Source organism: Flavobacterium sp. FG19, from assembly GCF_057809475.1.
Genome location: NZ_JBMDKA010000028.1, coordinates 21,363 through 41,737, shown reverse-complemented (window position 1 = coordinate 41,737; position 20,375 = coordinate 21,363). Strand labels below are relative to the sequence as shown.

Annotated in this window: 15 protein-coding genes and 1 tRNA gene; 7 read left to right on the top strand and 9 right to left on the bottom strand. The window is 36.7% G+C overall.

Going from position 1 to position 20,375, the window contains the following annotated elements:
• Together ACODST_RS22475 and ypfJ are read left to right on the top strand one after the other, a co-directional pair.
• Entirely contained in the window at window positions 1-4,056 is a 4,056-nt protein-coding gene (locus ACODST_RS22475; RefSeq protein WP_488934332.1) for a PAS domain S-box protein, read from the top strand.
• Between the two features lie 93 nt (window positions 4,057-4,149).
• Window positions 4,150-4,998, top strand: a complete 849-nt coding sequence (gene ypfJ / locus ACODST_RS22470) for a KPN_02809 family neutral zinc metallopeptidase (protein ID WP_488934331.1) — start codon at window positions 4,150-4,152, stop codon at window positions 4,996-4,998.
• Window positions 4,999-5,095: 97 nt separating this feature from the next.
• On the opposite strand, the gene ACODST_RS22465 is transcribed toward ypfJ, so the two are convergent.
• From ACODST_RS22465 to ACODST_RS22445, 5 genes are all read right to left on the bottom strand, one after another.
• Window positions 5,096-5,272 (bottom strand): bacteriocin, encoded by a 177-nt coding sequence (locus ACODST_RS22465; protein WP_488934330.1) that lies wholly within the window; start codon window positions 5,270-5,272, stop codon window positions 5,096-5,098.
• A gap of 285 nt (window positions 5,273-5,557) precedes the next feature.
• A tRNA-His gene (locus tag ACODST_RS22460) sits at window positions 5,558-5,631 on the bottom strand.
• Between the two features lie 66 nt (window positions 5,632-5,697).
• On the bottom strand, window positions 5,698-6,414 hold the full coding sequence (gene bshB1, locus ACODST_RS22455) for a bacillithiol biosynthesis deacetylase BshB1 (RefSeq protein ID WP_488934329.1): 717 nt from the start codon (window positions 6,412-6,414) through the stop codon (window positions 5,698-5,700).
• Between the two features lie 89 nt (window positions 6,415-6,503).
• Window positions 6,504-7,568 carry a chorismate-binding protein gene (locus ACODST_RS22450; protein WP_488934328.1) on the bottom strand — a complete coding sequence of 355 codons (1,065 nt, stop codon included), beginning with the start codon at window positions 7,566-7,568 and terminating at the stop codon, window positions 6,504-6,506.
• 3 nt (window positions 7,569-7,571) lie between these two features.
• Window positions 7,572-8,003, bottom strand: a complete 432-nt coding sequence (locus ACODST_RS22445) for a PaaI family thioesterase (protein ID WP_488934327.1) — start codon at window positions 8,001-8,003, stop codon at window positions 7,572-7,574.
• A gap of 265 nt (window positions 8,004-8,268) precedes the next feature.
• Between ACODST_RS22445 and ACODST_RS22440 the strand changes: the two genes are divergently transcribed.
• The 4 genes from ACODST_RS22440 to purL all read left to right on the top strand — a co-directional run bounded on the left by ACODST_RS22440 (window position 8,269) and on the right by purL (window position 16,382).
• Complete coding sequence (locus tag ACODST_RS22440) at window positions 8,269-9,777, top strand: hypothetical protein (RefSeq protein ID WP_488934326.1); 1,509 nt, start codon at window positions 8,269-8,271, stop codon at window positions 9,775-9,777.
• Window positions 9,778-9,876: 99 nt separating this feature from the next.
• Entirely contained in the window at window positions 9,877-10,461 is a 585-nt protein-coding gene (locus ACODST_RS22435) for an XAC2610-related protein (protein ID WP_488934325.1), read from the top strand.
• 178 nt (window positions 10,462-10,639) lie between these two features.
• A complete protein-coding gene (locus ACODST_RS22430) occupies window positions 10,640-12,481 on the top strand; it encodes an endonuclease (protein WP_488934324.1) in 1,842 nt (613 codons plus the stop codon).
• A 247-nt stretch (window positions 12,482-12,728) separates the two neighbouring features.
• On the top strand, window positions 12,729-16,382 hold the full coding sequence (gene purL, locus ACODST_RS22425; protein ID WP_488934323.1) for a phosphoribosylformylglycinamidine synthase: 3,654 nt from the start codon (window positions 12,729-12,731) through the stop codon (window positions 16,380-16,382).
• A 211-nt stretch (window positions 16,383-16,593) separates the two neighbouring features.
• Here purL and hypE read toward each other — a convergent pair whose 3' ends face one another.
• The 4 genes from hypE to ACODST_RS22405 are packed head-to-tail and all read right to left on the bottom strand — an operon-like array spanning window position 16,594 to window position 19,057.
• Window positions 16,594-17,604, bottom strand: coding sequence for a hydrogenase expression/formation protein HypE (gene hypE / locus ACODST_RS22420; RefSeq protein ID WP_488934322.1), 1,011 nt, complete (start codon window positions 17,602-17,604; stop codon window positions 16,594-16,596).
• A 9-nt stretch (window positions 17,605-17,613) separates the two neighbouring features.
• Window positions 17,614-17,850, bottom strand: coding sequence for a HypC/HybG/HupF family hydrogenase formation chaperone (locus tag ACODST_RS22415; RefSeq protein ID WP_488934321.1), 237 nt, complete (start codon window positions 17,848-17,850; stop codon window positions 17,614-17,616).
• Window positions 17,851-17,852: 2 nt separating this feature from the next.
• On the bottom strand, window positions 17,853-18,707 hold the full coding sequence (gene hypB, locus ACODST_RS22410) for a hydrogenase nickel incorporation protein HypB (RefSeq protein ID WP_488934320.1): 855 nt from the start codon (window positions 18,705-18,707) through the stop codon (window positions 17,853-17,855).
• Window positions 18,708-18,715: 8 nt separating this feature from the next.
• The gene (locus tag ACODST_RS22405) at window positions 18,716-19,057 is read right to left on the bottom strand and encodes a hydrogenase maturation nickel metallochaperone HypA/HybF (protein ID WP_488934319.1); all 342 of its coding nucleotides are present in this window, start codon (window positions 19,055-19,057) and stop codon (window positions 18,716-18,718) included.
• Window positions 19,058-19,244: 187 nt separating this feature from the next.
• Between ACODST_RS22405 and ACODST_RS22400 the strand changes: the two genes are divergently transcribed.
• Window positions 19,245-20,369: a hydrogenase small subunit gene (locus tag ACODST_RS22400; RefSeq protein WP_488934318.1), complete on the top strand. Its 1,125-nt coding sequence runs from the start codon at window positions 19,245-19,247 to the stop codon at window positions 20,367-20,369.
• Window positions 20,370-20,375 lie beyond the last annotated feature (6 nt).

Below are 20,375 nucleotides of genomic sequence, written 5' to 3'. Positions count from 1 at the left end.
ATGGTAGAAGACTATAGTTTTTTCAATTTATTGGTTTCAGGAATTGCCGGTTTTGGTAATACCCTGAAATCGATTATGACAAACTGGTATGTCTTCAACACGGATATCATTTTTTTTAACAATCCAAAACTTATTATCTTAGGACTTTCCTTATTGGCTTTTCTGGGGCTGCTGGTGTATCAGTTTTTCAGAATAAAAGCCAAAATTGGAAACTTCATCGAAAAAAAGAAAGAAGCAGATACTGTAAACAGGGAATATCAGCTTTATATTTTATTCTTTGGAATTGCCGTAATCGTAATTGAAATCATAAATGAGATTTTTAAAATCAGGCCTAAAAGTTTACTGGTTATAAACGTTTCTATAGGTTTTTCGGTATTGCTGGCTTATTTAATTACCGATAAAATAAAATGGCTCCGTGATAAAATCCAGAAGATTTTTATTTTCAGTTTCTTCATTTACATCAGTTATGTAGGATATAATATTATTTTTCTGTCCAATGATGTTGTTCCTGTTATCGTATTCCTGATTTCATTTTTCTTTTCGTACAACATCTTAAAACCCATAAAAGTTTACTGGTTCTTTGTTGGGCTTGTTTTTATCTTTTTAATCCTTACGATAGTCTTTCATTTAATTCCGATAAAATCATCAATACTGTTAATCAATTTCTGTATTCTGATTTTTATTATCAATCAGGTAAAATATGCCGTTTTATTAAACAACCGCGATAATTTCAGGTTTGCCAGCGAAATTGTGCACAAAGGAAATTCATTGACCATTGCCACCGATCAAAAAGGCGAAGTACTATTCTGCAGCGAAACCATTATCGCTATTTTAGGATATTACCCCGATGAAGTAATGGGGCCTAAATTCTGGAAACTCACCCGGGACGATAAGGAACCGTACGATTATCCCGCTCCTATAAGTCATGAAGAAAATAAAATCTATACCCGAAAACTAAAAAGCAAAAACGGAGAATACAAGTATATACAATGGAAAGACAAAAAATTCTCTGACGATCTGGTAATCAGTATTGGTCAGGATGTTACCGAACAGATTATTGTACAGGACCAGTACAAAAACTTAATTCAGACCGCAACGGATATTATTTTTGAAGTAGATGCCGAAGGCCATTTTACCTTTATCAATGAATTTGCTTATTCTCTTCTAGGCTATTCTGAAAATGAAATCATCAACAAACATTATTCTAATTTTATCCACGAAAAGTATTCCATAAGTGCCGTCGATTTCTATGAAAACTTTGAAAGCGACGGACACAATTTCCCCATAATCGAAATTCCGATTTTAAAGAAAAACGGACAGGAATTATGGATTTCCCAAAAAATTATTATCCGCAAAAGCGACCTTGGGCAAACTATAGGTTTTGCCGGAATTGCCAGGGATATTACAGAAATCAAAAACGCCGAAAACGAAAAGAAAAGACGTCTTGAAAAAATCGAGGCCTATACTAATTCGACCAAAAAATTATCCACCACAGATTTCAGCACTTACAATAACCTGAACTCTGTTATTGATTATATCATCAAAGAAGCTTCGACTGTCAGCAAATCAAACCGGGTAAGTTTCTGGAAATACTACAAAGACCTTATCACCTGCAAAAACCTGTACAGCATTGACAATCAAAACATAACTGACAAAAACATACTGGATAAAGAATCCTACCCTATCTATTTTGAAACATTAAAAAACAAAGCGATTATCAATGCTCCTGATGTTTTCAATAAACTGGAAACATCTGAATTCCAGACCCTGTATTTCACCAAAAATCAAATTAAATCAATGCTGGATGTTCCAATCTTCCTCAGCGGACAGCTGGCCGGAGTCGTTTGTTTTGAAAGCACTCAGGAACAAAGGGAATGGGACAATGAAGACATCAACTATGCCCGAACCATTTCTGACGTTATTTCGCTGGCGATTTCAATGCAGATGCGTCTGGAAACCGAAAGGCGTTTAGAATTTAAAAGTCAGCTTTTATCAGCACTTTCCCTTTGTACCGAGAAATTTTTGCTCAGCAAGTCTACCGAACAGATGTTCCAGGAAACTTATGAATTAATTGGAAAAGCTTCCAAGGCTGACCATATGTTTTATTATGAAAGAGACTTTACGACTAATACAGTCAGCCAGAAATACAAATGGTCCAGACAGGGCGTTGCGCATCAGATAACCCCTCTCCGCCAGATGACAGAGGAAAATTTAACCGAGATTTTTGAAGCGGCACGTAACAAACGAATTGTCAATACCTATACCCGAAAACTCGAAAAAACCTTTTTCAAACAGCTGCTGATTAACAATGAAATAAAATCCATCCTGATTCTGCCGTTATACATCAACGATATTTTTACCGGATTTATTGGTTTTGACGACTGTACAAAAGAAAGAAAATGGCTCGAAGAAGAAATTTATATTTTCCAGATCCTGGCCAATAATATTTCATCGGCCTTAGAAAGAAACCGAAACGAAGCCAAAATCATCGAGAGTGAGGAGAAATTTAAATTAATTGCCAACAATATTCCCGGAACGGTTTATTTATCAAAATTTGATGCTTTTTCGACCAAAATTTTCCTAAACGACGAAATTCAGAATTTAACCGGATATTCTAAAGCCGAATTCATAGAAAACAACCTGTCTTTTTTATCCCTTATTCATCATGACGACCGGGATGAAGTCATCAACAATCAGATTGACAACCTTCAAAGCGGAATACCACTGCATAACATTTACAGGATTAAACGAAAAAGCGGCGAATATATCTGGGTAGAAGAATTTGGAGATGTGATCAAGAAAGGAGATGAAATTGAATTTGTGGGCGGCATTTATTTCGATATTACCAATAAAAAAGAAACCGAAGATGCCATTAAAGCCAAACAGCTGGCCGAAGCAGCCAACAAATCAAAATCTGATTTCCTGGCCAACATGTCACATGAAATCAGGACACCGCTGAATGGAATTATAGGTTTTACTCATTTACTGATGAAAACCGAACTGGAAGAAATCCAGGAAAAATACATGACCACCATTAATCAGTCAGCACATTCGCTGCTCGAAATTATAAATGACATTCTGGATTTCTCTAAAATTGAAGCCGGAAAACTGGAGCTTTTCATTGATTTGTATGATATCAAAAAAGTATTGGGGCAGGTATTTGATTTAATTGTTTTTGAATCTAACCAAAAAAGCCTGCAGCTCGAACTTAATGTTGACCGTGATGTGCCTAAATACATTTGGACTGACATTGTACGAATCAAACAAATTTTGATCAACCTGCTTTCCAACGCTGTTAAGTTCACTCATGAAGGCTCAATAAAACTAAACGTTTCTGTTTTATCAAAAAACAAAAACAATCATTGCACGATTCGTTTCTCGGTGGTGGATACCGGAATTGGTATTATGGAAAAAAACCAGAAGAAAATTTTCAAAGCCTTTTCACAGGCTGATAGTTCTACAACGAGAAAATTTGGAGGAACCGGTTTAGGACTTACTATCTCCAATCAGCTTCTGGCCTTAATGGAAAGCCGTCTGCAGTTAGAAAGTAAAATTGGCGAAGGAAGTAATTTTTTCTTTGATTTAAATTTAAAAACCAGCAATCAGAGCATTAACGAAAAATACAATAACGAACTTAAAAACCTTCATATATTATCCAGTTCTGATGCAGACGAAGCAAACCACAGCGATATACGTTTCCTGATTGTGGAAGACAACAAAGTCAATATGCTACTTTTAAAAACAATCGTCAAAAACCTGTATAACAACGCCTTTATTTTTGAATGTGAAAACGGTTACGAAGCCGTAAAACAATTTGAAAGCATCAATCCCACCCTTGTTTTTATGGATATCCAAATGCCCATTATGAACGGCTACGAAACCACGAAAGCAATCCGGAACACCGCTATAGGAAAAGACATTCCAATTATTGCCGTAACCGCCGGAGCCGAAAAAGAAGAACGAAATAAATGTTTATCAGCCGGAATGGATGATTATATCTCAAAACCCATCATGAAAGGCTCTGTTGAAGAAACTCTGGTAAAATGGTTAAAATAAATTAAAAACAAAATTACTGCAGGACTTCATTTTTCCCGAAAATTCTATAAATTCGTACAAAGAAAAACACAAAAAGCTTAAAAACAATTTACTATGAAATGGCAAGGCAGAAGACAAAGTGATAATGTGGAAGACCGGAGATCAGTTCCCGGCGGAAAAATTGCTGTGGGAGGCGGTATTATCGGAATCATTATTCTGCTTCTGAATGTTTTTGGCGGTGAAACAGGTCAGCAAATAGCACCAATTTTGGAACAAATGCAAGGCGGACAATCGCAACGAACTGAAGCTGCTGCTCCATTAAGTGAGGAAGACAAAAAAATGGGAAATTATGTCGGAGTTATTTTGGCAGACACTGAAAACATATGGAGTAAAATTTTTGCTGAGCACGGCATGACATACGAAAAACCAAAATTAGTACTTTTTAAAGACTCCGATCAAAGTGCTTGTGGCAGTGCATCATCAGCCTCAGGCCCTTTTTATTGCCCTGCTGACCACAAAGTCTACATGGATTTAGCTTTTTTTGAAGAATTAAAAACTAAGTTTGGTGCAAAAGGAGGTGATTTTGCGATTGCTTATGTAATTGCGCACGAAATTGGTCATCATATTCAAACCTTACTAGGAACCTCTGCAAAAATGCGTCAAGCACAGCAGGGAAAAAGTAAAGCCGAAGCCAATAAATTATCTGTTGCTCTAGAATTACAAGCTGATTTCTATGCTGGAGTCTGGGCACATTATAATGAGGAAAATCTAGATGTTGGGGATATTGAGGAAGCATTAAGTGCCGCAAATGCTGTTGGTGATGATGCTATTCAGAGTAAATTACAAGGACATGTTGTGCCGGATTCTTTTACCCATGGAACTTCAGAACAAAGAATGTATTGGTTTCAGAAAGGTTACAAAACCGGAGATATTAAGCAAGGAAATACATTCGACGAGATTTGATAATACAAAAGCCAAATATAATAACCACCAAAAAGCCCGACTTTACAGTCGGGCTTTTTTAAATTCAAATAAATAATTTATAGAATTTTATACATTATTAATTACCTGTTAAAGTTTCATATAAAGTTGGTATTCTAGGAAACCCTCTTAAATCAATAACATTGTCACTCATCCTGCTTCCTTTCCACTTCATTCCTCCAGTAACTGTCTTCATTTCTTCTTTAGAAATAGTTTTTACTGAGTTCAAATCCATTTTTTTGATTGTTTTTTTCATAGTTTAAAGTTTTAAATAATTAATATAAATATACCATAAGCATATTTTGCTAACATATAAAAAAAATCCTATAAAAAATATAAAAAAAAGAAAAAATTTCTTAAAAAAAAACTCTCTCTTTAAAAAAAATAAAACCTCATATCCAACAGTAATTCCAATAAAAAAAATCCAAATTCCAAAATGAAGCACTTTGGAATTTGGAATTTCAAAAAATTGGGATTTTACTTTTTTTGTTTTCGTCAGAAAACAAAAAAAGCCCTGAATTACTTCAGGGCTTTAAATCTGGGTGGCTGACCGGGTTCGAACCGGCGACCCGCGGCACCACAAACCGCTACTCTAACCAGCTGAGCTACAACCACCATTTTTGCTTAGCGAGTGCAAATATAGAACAAAGGTTGAGTTCTACAAAGAAAAAAATGAAAAATTTACAATAAATTTTCTAAACTATTGACTGCCAAACACCTTTCAACCGTAAATCCTTCGGCAAAATCTTTTCCAACCAGTCTCCCTAAGTCCTGCGCACGATAATTTAAACTTTCAAAGAAGTTTTTACTCGTAATAGGCGTAGCAGGTTCTTTTGAAGCCGGATCATAAAACTGGGTTTTATAGGCCGAAATAGCTTCCACTTTCTTTTTTTCAAATCCGGTAATGTCTACCACAAAATCCGGCGTAATATTTTTCCACTGAATATAATGATAAACCACTTTAGGTCTCCAGGCTTCCTGCTGCTCTCCGTCAATCGAAGTTTCAATTTTCATCAGTCCCGACAAAAAACAGGCATCTGAAACCAACTTACTGCCTTTTCCGTGATCAATATGACGATCGTCGATGGCATTACATAATACAATTTCCGGTTTATACTTGCGAATCATTTTTATAACTTCTAACTGGTGTTTTTCGTCGTTCACAAAAAAACCGTCGCGCATACGTAAATTTTCACGCACCAGAACCCCTAAAATTTCCGCAGCATCTTTTGCTTCCTGATCTCTAATTTCGGCTGTTCCACGCGTTCCTAATTCACCACGGGTTAAATCAACAATCCCTACTTTCTTTCCAAGGGAAACTTCTTTTAAAATCGTCCCCGCACATCCTAATTCCACATCATCCGGATGCGCGCCAAAGGCTAGTATATCTAATTTCATTTTTTTTGTTTGTTTTGTTTCAGGTTTCAGGTTTCAAGTTACATACGGAACGTGAAACCTGAAACTTTAAACTTGAAACTATTCTTTTGTTATTTTTTCAAAACTTTTTTCATCGTCATCGATTTGTTGACGCTTTCTTCCCATTCTTTTTCAGGAATACTTTCTTTTGTAATGCCGCATCCCATATACAGAATGGCTTTATCTTCCTGAATCTGCATGCTTCGTAAATTTACGAATAAATCAGAACTTGAATTATTCCCTGCAAAACTGCTGTTTAATTCCCCCAGAAAACCACTGTAAAAGGTACGGTCGTACTTTTCGTTTTCGATAATAAATGTTTTTGCTTTTTTCTTTGGCAGCCCACAGACAGCAGGTGTTGGATGCAAAGTATCAATCACTTCTTCTAAAGTCGAATTCTCTTTTAAAACTCCTGAAATATCCGTTTTAATATGCCAGATTGATCCGGCTTTTAAACTGTAAGGTTTCGAAACTATTACAGAAGCAGCAAACTCCCGAAGTCTTTTTACAATAAAATCGGTTACAAACTGCTGTTCGTCTTTTTCTTTCTGCTGCCAGACAATTTCTGTTTGTGCATTATCTTTCTGCGTTCCCGCCAAAGCCATAGTTTCAAAATTATTCCCGCTTGCCTTCAACAGTTTCTCAGGCGTTGCTCCCATCCACAATCCAATTTTAGGATGAAAAAAACAATAACAGAATGTCGCAGGATACAACTGAACCAAATGCTGGAAGGTTTTTATAAAATCAAATTCGGATAAAAATACTTCTTCACTTCGTGATAAAACCACTTTTTTGAATTCCTCATTTGTAATCGCCTGAATTCCCTGAGCGACTAAATATTCGTATTGAAATTTAGCTTCGGGATCAAAACTCAAATCATCAGTTTCAATTGGTTCAAATGAAGTTGGTTCTTTTTCAGCAGTAATAATTTCAGATTCATTTTCCGGAATCAGAATCAGCTGTTTTTCATCAAAAGAAGCAAAAACAAATCCTTTTTCGCTATAGTCTGAAACGGTATGCAAAGTAGTATTCTGTTGTAAAATCCCAACCAGATTTACGGAATTGGGTTTAGAATAAAGAACAAAGGGTAAATTCTGCTCTTTATGATTTTTAATTTTTAAGAAAAACGGATTCATACTTTATTCACTTTTCTTTCTTTCCAAAACCATATTCGTTAATTTGCAAAGCGAAACCAAATTACCCTCTTCATCTGTAATCTTGATTTCCCACAAATGAAGGCTTCTCCCTTTGTGAATAATTCTGGCTGTGCCAAAAACATACCCTTCACGAATACTTTTTAGATGATTTGCCGAAATTTCGATACCTCTGACCTCCTGCTCTTTTGGATTGATAAAAAAGAAAGAAGCCGCACTTCCAACACTTTCCGCTAAAGCTGCAGAAGCGCCGCCGTGCAGTAATCCCATTGGCTGATGAACGCTTGGATTAACGGGCATTTTTGCAGTTAAAAAATCTTCTCCGGCGTCGATATATTCAATTTTCAGCGTTTCCATTAATGTGTTTTTAGAAAACTCATTACAGCGCGCCAAAATCTGCTCTTTTGTATAGTTCATTAAAATATTCTTTAAAATCGTAAAATTAAAGAAAGATAAGACACAAATCGAAAAATCGGATTCTAAAATTAAAAATCAATTATGAACTTGTCAGTTTTTTGCTATTTTTACAAAAACAATCAAAATCAATCTTTGGCATTTTTTAGGCCACAGATTATACAGATTAAAAAGATTTTTATCTGTCATTATGCAATTTATTCGCCACAAATTCACAAATTATTTCAAATAAAAATTCGTGAATTCGCGGCTAAAAAAAAACATCCAAATGCGTCAATACTCTGCCATCTTTATTCTCGGTTTAATTCTTGCTTTTAGTTCGTGCCGAACTGACTTTGATACTGTTCCCAGTACCGGGGATCTGAAGTTTTCAAAAGATACGGTTTATCTGGACACCGTTTTCAAAAATATCGGATCCAGTACGTATCAGCTAAAAGTGTATAACCGAAGCAAAAATGACATTTCGATTCCGGTCATCCAGCTTAAAAAAGGACTGAATTCGAAATACAGAATGACCGTTGACGGAATGACCGGCAGCGACGGAAAGATTTTTAAAGATGTTACGCTTTTGGCTAAAGACAGTCTGTATATTTTTATTGAAACCACCGCTGATATTACCGACGCTGATCCGACTGATTTTTTATATACCGATGAAATCCAGTTTGACAGCGGGGCTAATCTTCAGCAGGTAGCTCTGGTAACTTTAATTCAGGATGCTGTTTTTCTATATCCCAAACAAAATCCGGACGGAACCAAAGAAAAAATCCAGATCGAAGGTAAAGATACGGACGGATTCTACCTTAATGAAAATGATCCTGAAAATGGAAATGAATTAATTTTTACCAAACAAAAACCCTATGTAATTTATGGATATGCGGGAGTGCCCGAAAACAAAACCGTGACTTTTGAAGCCGGGGCGAGAGTACACTTTCATGCCAATTCAGGTTTATATATCGGCGATAAAGCTTCGCTGCAGATTAACGGAACGGTTTCAACAACTGATAAACTGGAAAACGAAGTTATTTTTGAAGGCGACCGTTTGGAATCTCTATATGCCGATATTCCGGGGCAATGGAAATCGGTTATTTTTGCCAATGGAAGTACTGATCACTCCATCAGTCATCTGACTTTAAAAAATGCTGTTATAGGTTTGGATTTTAAAGCTCCTTCAAATACCGTATCCATTAAAAACACACAGATTTACAATTGTGCTGAATATGGAATTTTCGCTCAAAATGCCCGGATTACCGGAGAAAACATCGTAATTAACTATTCTGGTTTAGCCAGTTTATCGTGTGTATATGGCGGAAACTACAGCTTTACACACTGCACTTTCAATAACAACTGGTCCAACAGTTCTCATTTTGCTGTAAATTTAAGTAACAGTATGACAGGTGCTGCTCCTGAAAGCAATCCGCTGACAAAAGCTGATTTCAACAATTGTATTATTTACGGATCCAGTACCAATGAATTCAATATCAGCAAAAATACAAACGCCGCTTTTGTATATCAGCTCAACAACTGCCTGTTAAAATTTGGCACTACCACAAATCCTGATTATCAGTTTAAAACCGACACCGAACATTATAACAATATCATTCTAAATGAAAACCCGAAGTTTTATAATGCTTCTAAAAATCAGTTTAACATTGATAAAACATCTGCCGCTTTCGCAAAAGGAAATCAGGCATACATGATTCCCTTTGATATTTTAGGAATTACAAGAACTTCACCTCCGGATCTGGGCGCTTATCAAAGTAAAGATTTTCCAAAGTAAAATTTTCAAACCATATAAGCGATATAAGAAATTTAAGTTTTGTGTGAATTTTGCTGAAAAATCTGAAAGTCTCAAATTTTAAAAATTTAATATTATCTAATGAAAAGAAGTTTTTTGACCATCATTTTTCTAGCTGCCAGTATTTTTACATTTGCTCAGAGTTCAAAAACAATCCAATGCGATTCTATTTACAAAAACAAAGGAATTACCATACAATTGAAAAGGTTTGAGACTGAAAAAGAGGGTTATGACGGAGACAAAAATTCAATTCTGACCATCCGGCAAAAAGTAAATGGCAAAAATTCAGTTTTACTAAAAGACTCTATTTTCAGCCTCGTCCAGGAAATAAAATTCGAAGATTATAACAATGACGGCATAAAAGATCTTTTAGTTCAAAATATATCTGATGTCAGAAGTAACTGGACCTACAATTTATATTTATATAACTCTAAAACCAATAGTTTCAAAAAAGTGAAAGGCTTTGATGAAATTAAAAATCCCAGCTATAATTCAAAATATAAAATTATTGAAAGCCTTGTAATGTCTGGCACAAACTGGACAGGACTTTACACTATCAAAAATAATAAAATTGATAATTACAAAATTGAAATTGACAATGATGGCAGTACCAAATATGAAAAAGAATACAGGGAAGCCATTAAAAAAATCACTAAAAGAAAGTAAAACTTAATACCCTGGCACTTTTACACAAAAATCAACAGTAAGAAAATATATCTAAAATTAAACATCGCTTAACGTATCGTATACCAAAAAGTAGTAGATTTGTTACAATATATTTTTAAAACACTACAAACCAGCATTTTAAAATTGTATTTCCAAACCAAATCTTAATCCGTATACTATGAAAAAAAATTACTTTTTACTATTGTTACTAGGGGTTACGAGTGTTTTCGCCCAAATTCCTTCGGGATATTACAGTACCGCAACCGGAACCGGTTATACTTTAAAAACACAATTGTACAACATTATTAAAGACCATACCAATAATGGCTATGCCGGTTTGTACACTACTTATTTAACTTCTGACGTTGACAACTTCTACGAAAACGACGGAACCATCTTAGACATGTATTCCGAAAATCCATCAGGAACAGACCCTTACACTTATACAACCGGAACCACTCAGAGATGCGGGAACTACTCTGTCGAAGGCGACTGTTATAACCGGGAACATATCATTCCACAGTCGGTTTTTAATGAGCAGTCACCAATGGTGGCCGATGCCCATTTTATAACTCCAACCGACGGAAAAGTAAACGGGGTACGTTCCAATTATCCGCACGGAAATGTAAGTTCGGCTACCTATACCTCTCAAAATGGAAGTAAATTAGGTTCTAGTGCAGTATCCGGATATTCAGGAACGGTTTTTGAGCCAATCAATGCTTTTAAAGGTGATATCGCCCGAATGTATTTTTATTTTGCCACAAGATATGAAAATACCGTTGCCGGATATTCTTACGCTATGTTTAATGGTTCAGCTAACCAGGTTTTTACAACAGCATTTTTAAACATGCTTTTGACATGGCACGCACAGGATCCCGTAAGCGCAAGAGAAATTGCAAGAAATAACGCAATCTACGCCCGTCAAAACAACCGAAATCCATTTATAGATCATCCCGAATATGTAAATCAAATCTGGGGTGGAACATCTTCTACAGACACACAGGCACCAACTGCACCAACAAGTTTGGCTTCGACTTCAAAAACAGCGGTTTCGATTACACTTTCGTGGACAGCTTCTACAGATAACGCAGCTGTTACAGGATATGATGTTTATGCAAATAGCACTTTAAAAACAACTGTTTCTGGTACAACCGCAACAATTACAGGTTTAACAGCCTCTACCGCTTATTCCATTTATGTTAAAGCAAAAGACGCTGCCGGAAATACTTCTGCGTCTAGTAATACTATTTCAGTTACCACCAACAGCAGCGGGACCGGAACCGCTACCGATTTGCTTTTTTCTGAATACATTGAAGGTTCCGGAAACAATAAAGCGTTGGAAATTGCAAACAATACCGGAAGTTCAGTCAGCCTGTCTGCTTATACCATCAAAAAACAAACCAACGGAGCAGGTTCCTGGAGTACAGGATTGGCTTTAAGCGGCACTTTAGCAACCGGAAGTAAATTTGTAATTGTAAACAGTTCCATTTCTTCCAGCTGTTTTTCAACCACTGCGGCCAATATTTCAACAACAGCAACCGAACTGACTTTTAACGGAAATGATGCAGTAGGTTTATTTAAAAACGGCGTTTTAATTGACATCATCGGAACCTTTAACGGCGGAACGGCTAATTTTGCGGTTGATGTCACTTTAAGAAGGAAATCGACCGTGACTTCTCCAAGCACTACTTTCAATTTAAGCGCTCAATGGGACTCGTATTCACAAGATACCTGTAATAATTTAGCAAGCAAAATGGTGAAACCAACAGAAGAAGTTGTGGAACTTTCAGATGAAATTGTGGTTTTCCCAAATCCTTCTGATGGAATTTTCAATATTGTTTTAGACAATCCAGAATCTCCATATTCTATAGAAATTCTTTCTTTTTCAGGGCAGAAAGTTTTTGAAAAACAAAACACGACAGATTCTTTAATTTCAGTAAGTCATCTTTCGAGCGGAATTTACGCTGTTAAAATCATTAAAGATTCAGAAACGATTATCAAGAAAATAATCATCAACTAATTTTTTTTTTCACGCAGATTAGACAGATAGGAAACTAAAAATATATTGACACAGATTTATTAGTAACTCTAAAAATTAAATCTGCAATATCTGCCAAATCTGCGTGAAACAAAAAACAGATAAATTCTTAATTTTTAGCCTAATTTCAGAGCAAGTTCATTTTTTTCAAAAGAGTTTGTTATCAAATTTGCGCCTGCTATTTATTTACACTAAATTTGCAGCTCAATACAACAAACTACACATCACAATGATCCATTTCTTTGAAAACCAAAGCAAAACAGTTTTTGCCGTACAAACGCAAAATGAACTTTCAGCTCAAGACATTTCAAAATTAAACTGGCTTTTTGCCGACGCACATAAGATCGAGAAATCCGCTTTGACGGATTTTTTTGTTGGTCCGCGTGCCACTATGATTACGCCCTGGAGTACCAATGCTGTAGAAATTACCCAGAACATGGGAATTTCCGGTATTATCAGAATCGAGGAATTTCATCCGGCAACGGAAGATTTTACTGATTTTGACCCAATGCTTTCTCAAAAATTCAATGGATTAGACCAGGAAATCTACACGATCAACATTCAGCCGGAACCCATTCTGGAAATTGATGATATCGCTGCTTACAATAAAGCAGAAGGCTTAGCTTTAAGCGAAGAAGAAGTAGAATACCTAAACAATCTTTCGACTAAACTAGGAAGAAAATTAACGGATTCTGAAATTTTTGCTTTCTCTCAGGCAAACTCAGAACACTGCCGTCACAAAATCTTCAACGGAACATTTGTGATCGACGGAGAAGAAAAAGAAACTTCTCTTTTCAAATTAATCAAAAAAACATCTCAGGAAAATCCTAACGATATTGTTTCTGCATACAAAGACAACGTTGCTTTTGTAAAAGGACCAAAAGTGCAGCAATTTGCACCAAAATCGGCAGACAAACCTGATTTTTACGAAATAAAAGAATTTGATTCTGTAATCTCATTAAAAGCAGAAACACATAATTTCCCAACAACAGTGGAGCCTTTCAATGGAGCTGCAACAGGATCAGGAGGAGAAATTCGTGACCGTTTAGCCGGAGGCCAGGGATCGTTGCCATTAGCCGGAACTGCTGTTTACATGACGTCTTACTCTCGTTTGAAAGAAGACAGAAAATGGGAAAATGCAGTTGAAGAAAGAAAATGGTTGTACCAAACGCCAATGGACATCTTGATCAAAGCTTCAAACGGAGCTTCTGATTTCGGAAATAAATTTGGTCAGCCGCTTATTACAGGTTCTGTTTTAACTTTCGAACACGAAGAAGAAAACAGAAAAATTGGTTACGATAAAGTAATCATGCAAGCAGGTGGAATTGGATACGGAAAATTAGATCAATCAATTAAACACAAACCACAAGAAGGTGATAAAATCGTAATTCTTGGAGGTGAAAACTATAGAATCGGAATGGGTGGTGCTGCGGTTTCTTCTGCAGATACAGGAGCTTTTGGTTCAGGAATCGAGTTGAATGCGATTCAGCGTTCAAACCCGGAAATGCAAAAACGTGCTGCCAACGCGATTCGTGGTTTAGTCGAAAGCGACAATAACCCAATTGTTTCTATTCACGATCACGGTGCGGGCGGACACTTAAACTGTCTTTCTGAATTGGTGGAAGAAACTGGAGGTTTGATCGATTTAGACAAATTGCCTGTTGGAGATCCAACACTTTCTGCAAAAGAAATTATTGGTAACGAATCTCAGGAAAGAATGGGATTGGTTATTGGTCAAAAAGATATTGATACATTACAAAGAATTGCCGACAGAGAGCGTTCTCCAATGTATGAAGTTGGAGATGTAACGGGAGATCACCGTTTTACATTCCAATCACAATCAAACGGTTCAAAACCGATGGATTATGCTTTAGAAGATTTCTTCGGAAGTTCTCCAAAAACGGTTATGACCGATTCTACTGTTGACAGAAAATATGCTGACGTTGCTTACAACGCTGCAGATTTCGAAAGCTATTTAAAAGACGTTTTGCGTTTAGAGGCTGTTGCATCTAAAGACTGGTTGACCAACAAAGTTGACCGTTGCGTTGGAGGAAAAGTAGCTAAACAACAAAATGCAGGTCCGTTACAATTGCCTTTGAATAATGTTGGAGTTATGGCTCTGGATTATTTAGGAAAAGAAGGTATTGCAACTTCTATCGGACACGCTCCTATTGCGGCTTTGATCGATCCGGTTGCCGGATCCAGAAATGCGATTGCAGAATCGTTATCAAACTTAATCTGGGCTCCAATTAAAGAGCAGTTAAAAGGAGTTTCATTATCTGCAAACTGGATGTGGGCTTGTAAAAACGAAGGTGAAGATGCTCGTTTATACGCTGCTGTTGAAGGTTGTTCAGAATTTGCAATTGAATTAGGAATCAATATCCCGACAGGAAAAGATTCACTTTCAATGAAACAAAAATATCCAAACGACGAAGTAATTGCACCTGGAACGGTTATTATTTCGGCTGCTGGAAACTGTACCGATATTAGAAAAGTAGTGGAACCCGTTTTACAGAAAAACGGCGATTCAATCTATTATATTAATTTGTCTCAGGATGATTTCAAATTAGGAGGTTCCTCTTTTGCACAAATCAGAAATACAATCGGAAACGAAACATCTACTATCAAAGACGCTTCTTTCTTCAAAAATGCCTTTAATACGATTCAGGAATTAATCGGCGAAAGCCAAATCTTAGCGGGTCACGATATCGGAAGCGGTGGTTTGATCACAACTTTATTAGAATTGTGTTTTGCTGATGTTAATTTGGGAGCTAAAATTGATTTTAGCGCTTTCGCGGAAAAAGACTTGTTGAAAATCCTTTTCGCAGAAAACATCGGGATCGTATTCCAAGCAAAATCTGATGCAACTGTTGAAGCTAAATTAAAAGCAAATAATATTGAATTCTTCAAATTAGGTACAGTTCAAAGCAAACCAAGTTTGGAATTTGGAATTTATAATTTGGATATTGCGGAGTACAGAGACGTTTGGTTCGAAACTTCTTATTTATTAGATCAAAAACAATCTAAAAACGGAAGAGCTCAGGCACGTTTTGAAAACTATAAAAATCAGGTTTTAAATTATACTTTCCCAGCACATTTTACAGGAAAAAAACCAGAAATCGACAATTCTAAACCAAGACCAAAAGCAGCTATTATTCGTGAAAAAGGAAGTAATTCTGAGCGCGAAATGGCAAATGCAATGTACTTAGCTGGATTTGACGTAAAAGACGTTCACATGACGGATTTGATCTCAGGTCGTGAAACGCTTGAAGATATCCAATTCATTGGAGCGGTTGGAGGATTCTCTAACTCTGACGTTTTAGGTTCTGCTAAAGGCTGGGCCGGAGCTTTCTTATACAACGAAAAAGCAAAAACAGCTTTAGATAATTTCTTCAAAAGAGAAGATACACTTTCTGTTGGAATCTGTAACGGATGTCAGTTGTTCATGGAATTAGAAGTTATTAATCCGGAACATGAAGTTCACGGAAAAATGCTTCATAATGAAAGCCAGAAACACGAAAGTATCTTTACTTCTGTAACCGTTCAGGAAAATAACTCTGTAATGTTATCAACTTTGGCAGGAAGCACTTTAGGAGTTTGGGTTTCTCACGGAGAAGGTAAATTCAAATTGCCTTATGCAGAAGACCAATACAACATTGTTTCGAAATATGCTTACGAAGGTTATCCTGCAAATCCAAATGGTTCTGATTACAACACGGCTATGATGTGTGATAAAACAGGAAGACATTTGGTGATGATGCCTCACATTGAGCGTTCGACTTTCCAATGGAACTGGGCGCATTATCCAAAAGACAGAAATGACGAGGTTACACCTTGGCACGAAGCTTTTGTGAATGCCAGAAAATGGATTGAGAAAAACTAATTTTTTACCATTAAGACATTAAGAAAGATTAAGTTTTAATAGCTAAATCTAAAATATTTTACTTAAAAGCGCCTGAGATTATTGGGCGCTTTTTTTTAAAATAGCCACGAATTCACGAATTATTCTTTTACAAATATGGATTAAATGATTAGACGAATTATCATCATCTGTTAAAATAAAATAATTCGTGGAATTCGTGGCGAATAAAAAATCAGCAGATTCTCGGCAATTGCTCTCCAACTAAAGGATTTACAACTCTTTTACCTCCAAAAGCACTTTCAATAATTATTTTTGACGGATGTTCTGCTGTAACAAAACCTATTTCTGAAGCACTTGAATTTACTTTTTGTAAAATCTTCAAAACTTCATCCTTAATTTCGGGTGCTGTAACACAAACAAAAATTCCTTCATTAGCCACATAAAGCGGATCTAAGCCTAGCAGTTCACAAGCGCTTTTTACCTGGTTTTCGACTTTTATATTTTCTTCAAAAAGGGAAATCCCTAACTTAATTTCTGTTGTTATTTCGTGAAGAACCGAAGCCAGTCCGCCACGGGTGGCATCTCTTAAAAAATGAATTTTATCTCCAAATCGTTCAATCAATTCCAAAACAACATGATTTAAATTAGTAGTATCACTTAAAATATCACTTTCAAATTCCAGTCCTTCACGTTCAGACATAATTGCCATTCCGTGCGAGGCAATTGGTCCGTTTATAATTATAACATCATTTTCCTGAATATTCTGAGTTTTGATATTGGCCTTTTCATGAATAATTCCAATACCGGACGTATTGATATAAATTTTATCACCTTTTCCTCTTTCCACTACTTTGGTATCTCCGGTAACAATTTGCACATTGGCTTTGTCTGCTGCCTGTTTAATTGACAGAATAATTTGGGAAAACTCATCCAGACCAAAACCTTCTTCAATAATTAAGGCCAGCGAAAGGAATTTCGGAACTGCTCCGCACATCGAAAGATCATTAACGGTGCCATTAACTGCCAGTTCACCAATGTTTCCTCCTTTAAAAAATACGGGCGAAACAACATAACTATCTGTAGAAAAAGCCAAATTTCCCTGCAAGTTTAAGGATGCACCGTCATGACGAACTTCTAAAATATCATTTTTCAGGATCTTAAAAATTACTTCGTTGAGCAATTTAGTCATATGTTCACCTCCGCTTCCATGATGCAGGTGAATCACTTCCGATTTTTTTTCCATTTCACAATTTTAAATCTCTTCGCCCATTTCTTTAAGAACTTCCATTGTCCTTTTGGCCTCAGCCTCATCAATAATACCAATGGCCGCTCCTACGTGAACCAGAAGGTAATCTCCAACTTCAGCCTCCGGAACAAGGGCCAAATTGACTTCCTTAATAATTCCTTCAAATGAAACATTTCCAATTCTGAACGTTTCATCAAGTTCGGCTGTGACCTCTTCAAGCCTTCCGGGAACTGCTAAACACATACTTATTGTTTTATAGATTGTATCAAATACTCATACCAGGCGGTTAAACCTTCGCCTGAGGTTGTCGAAACTTCAAAGAAAGTCAGATGAGGATTTACTCTCATTGCATATTCTTTGAGTTTGTCCAGATCAAATTTTAAATACGGCAGTAAATCTATTTTATTGATAATACAGATTTGTGATCCCGAAAACATATCCGGGTATTTAAGCGGTTTATCCTCACCTTCGGTTACCGATATAATGACAATTCGTTTCCCTTCTCCGAGATCAAACATGGCCGGACAAACCAGATTCCCAACATTTTCGATCATCAAAACCGAATCCTGAACCGGTTTCAGTTCTTTTACGGCTTTTGCAATCATTTCACTGTCCAGATGACATCCTTTTCCTGTATTGATCTGGATTACGGGAACGTTTAATTTATGAATCCTGTCGGCATCATTTGTAGTCTGCTGATCGCCTTCAATTACAGAAAAAGCCATTTTGTCTTTCAGGTCAGAAATGGTTCTTTCTAATAAAGACGTTTTTCCCGAACCCGGCGAACTTACTAAATTGACAGAGAAAATATTCAGGGCTTCAAAAAAACCTCTGTTTCTCTCAGCAGTAAGCTGGTTTTTATACAGGATGTCTTTCTCCAGCTGTACCACACTGATGTCATGAGAATGAGAATGATTATGAAAATGATCATGATCATGGTCATCGTGATCATGATCGTGGTCACAATGATGATCGTGATGGTGGTCATGATCATGGTCGTGATAATGAAAATGACCGGAATGAGAATGGAAATACTTCTCTCCTATTTTAGTAAACCTAATTTCGTTTTCATCAGAACTGCATCCGCAAGTGGTACACATAGCTAAACTTATTTTATGATTATTTTCTTTATTTTCAATTCCTTTCCGGAAATAATTTCTTTAAACGGACTATTACAATCCGGACAGTTGTCGAAAGTCTTTTCGATTGCGAATTCCGTTCCGCATTCCGCGCATCTTGCTTTCCCTTCCGGTTCTTCAATAAAAAGTGCGGCATCACTCAGAACATTCCCTACAATACACTGCGGCCAGACAAAGTGAAAAGAGCTCAGTTCAATTCCGGACAGTTTTCCAATTTCCAGATAGAGTTCCAGCACTTTTTGACCGTTTATTTTATGTACTTCTTCCCTGACAATTTTAACAATAGAAGTAACAACTGAAAGTTCGTGCATATTGATACATTTTAAAAAGTACATAACAATTGTTAAAAATACGCCGCATATTCTGGTAAAATACTGATAATTATCACGTTTAAAAAACAAATATTCAAATAGCTTTGAAATTCATTACAACCAAAAAAAGAGTATTAGTTCACGCTGATTCTCAAACAAAACCAGGCTTTCTCAAAATATAATCAGTATGAAAAATAAGGATACAGTAAATGAGACCTATTATAACAGTATTGAAAGACAAGGTTATAACAGAAGGGATTTTTTAAAATTCGTGGCTTACATAGGAGCTTATATGGGCGTACAAAGTTCCGCGATAGGTCAAATTACCAAAGCACTCGAAACCACGCCCCGTCTTCCCGTAATTTGGGAACATTTTCAGGAATGTACCTGCTGCAGCGAATCGTTTATACGTTCTGACCATCCTATTGTGGCCGACATCATACTGGATAAAATCTCCCTGGATTATACGCTGACTTTAATGGCTGCCTCAGGTCATCAGGCCGAAGCGGCTAAAAAAGCCACTATGGACAAATACAAAGGAGAATATATTTTGTGTGTAGAGGGTTCTGTTCCAATGGGGGCCGATGGTAATTACTGCTGCATAGGCGGAAGAAGCGCTGTAGACATTCTAAAAGAAGCCGCTGCAGGAGCCAAAGCTATCATTGCCTGGGGAAGCTGTGCTACAACAGGCTGTGTACAGGCTGCAAGACCAAACCCTACAGGAGCCGTACCTATTAATAAAATTATTACAGACAAACCCATCATAAATGTTCCGGGCTGTCCGCCAATTGGCGAAGTCATGGCCGGAATAATTGTACATGTTGTAGCCTTTGGAAAATTACCTGAATTAGACAGTTCGGGCCGTCCTAAAGCCTTTTATTCCAAAAGAGTTCACGACAGCTGTTACAGAAGACCTTATTTTGATGCGGGACTGTTTGCCGAAACTTTTGACGACGAGAATGCCAAAAAAGGATACTGTTTGTATAAAGTGGGATGCAAAGGCCCAAGTACCTACAATGCCTGTGGTAATATGAGATGGAATGGCGGTGTGAGTTATCCTATTCAGTCGGGTCATGGCTGTATAGGCTGCAGTGCTAAAGATTTCTGGGATGCCGGAAGTTTCTATTCAAGAGATACTTCTATCGGAGGCAGTGTAGAAGCCAATGCCGATACACTCGGAAAAATTGCCCTTGGCGGTGTGGCCGTTGGTATTGGAGCACATGCTGTTCTTGCCAATGTTTCAAAAAGAAAGGAACTCAAAACCCGAATTACCCAGGGAACTGAAAATGAAAAACACTTAGACGATTTATAAGCTAAA

What these genes read in the sequence shown, in the direction of transcription:
- ACODST_RS22465 (WP_488934330.1), bottom strand. Translation starts at nt 5,272, where the DNA reads ATGAAAAAAACAATCAAAAAAATGGATTTGAACTCAGTAAAAACTATT.
- ACODST_RS22450 (WP_488934328.1), bottom strand. Translation starts at nt 7,568, where the DNA reads ATGAATCCGTTTTTCTTAAAAATTAAAAATCATAAAGAGCAGAATTTA.
- ACODST_RS22405 (WP_488934319.1), bottom strand. Translation starts at nt 19,057, where the DNA reads ATGCACGAACTTTCAGTTGTTACTTCTATTGTTAAAATTGTCAGGGAA.
- hypB (WP_488934320.1), bottom strand. Translation starts at nt 18,707, where the DNA reads ATGTGTACCACTTGCGGATGCAGTTCTGATGAAAACGAAATTAGGTTT.
- ACODST_RS22435 (WP_488934325.1), top strand. Translation starts at nt 9,877, where the DNA reads ATGAAAAGAAGTTTTTTGACCATCATTTTTCTAGCTGCCAGTATTTTT.
- ACODST_RS22430 (WP_488934324.1), top strand. Translation starts at nt 10,640, where the DNA reads ATGAAAAAAAATTACTTTTTACTATTGTTACTAGGGGTTACGAGTGTT.
- purL (WP_488934323.1), top strand. Translation starts at nt 12,729, where the DNA reads ATGATCCATTTCTTTGAAAACCAAAGCAAAACAGTTTTTGCCGTACAA.
- ypfJ (WP_488934331.1), top strand. Translation starts at nt 4,150, where the DNA reads ATGAAATGGCAAGGCAGAAGACAAAGTGATAATGTGGAAGACCGGAGA.
- ACODST_RS22400 (WP_488934318.1), top strand. Translation starts at nt 19,245, where the DNA reads ATGAAAAATAAGGATACAGTAAATGAGACCTATTATAACAGTATTGAA.
- ACODST_RS22415 (WP_488934321.1), bottom strand. Translation starts at nt 17,850, where the DNA reads ATGTGTTTAGCAGTTCCCGGAAGGCTTGAAGAGGTCACAGCCGAACTT.
- ACODST_RS22440 (WP_488934326.1), top strand. Translation starts at nt 8,269, where the DNA reads ATGCGTCAATACTCTGCCATCTTTATTCTCGGTTTAATTCTTGCTTTT.
- hypE (WP_488934322.1), bottom strand. Translation starts at nt 17,604, where the DNA reads ATGGAAAAAAAATCGGAAGTGATTCACCTGCATCATGGAAGCGGAGGT.
- ACODST_RS22475 (WP_488934332.1), top strand. Translation starts at nt 1, where the DNA reads ATGGTAGAAGACTATAGTTTTTTCAATTTATTGGTTTCAGGAATTGCC.
- ACODST_RS22445 (WP_488934327.1), bottom strand. Translation starts at nt 8,003, where the DNA reads ATGAACTATACAAAAGAGCAGATTTTGGCGCGCTGTAATGAGTTTTCT.
- bshB1 (WP_488934329.1), bottom strand. Translation starts at nt 6,414, where the DNA reads ATGAAATTAGATATACTAGCCTTTGGCGCGCATCCGGATGATGTGGAA.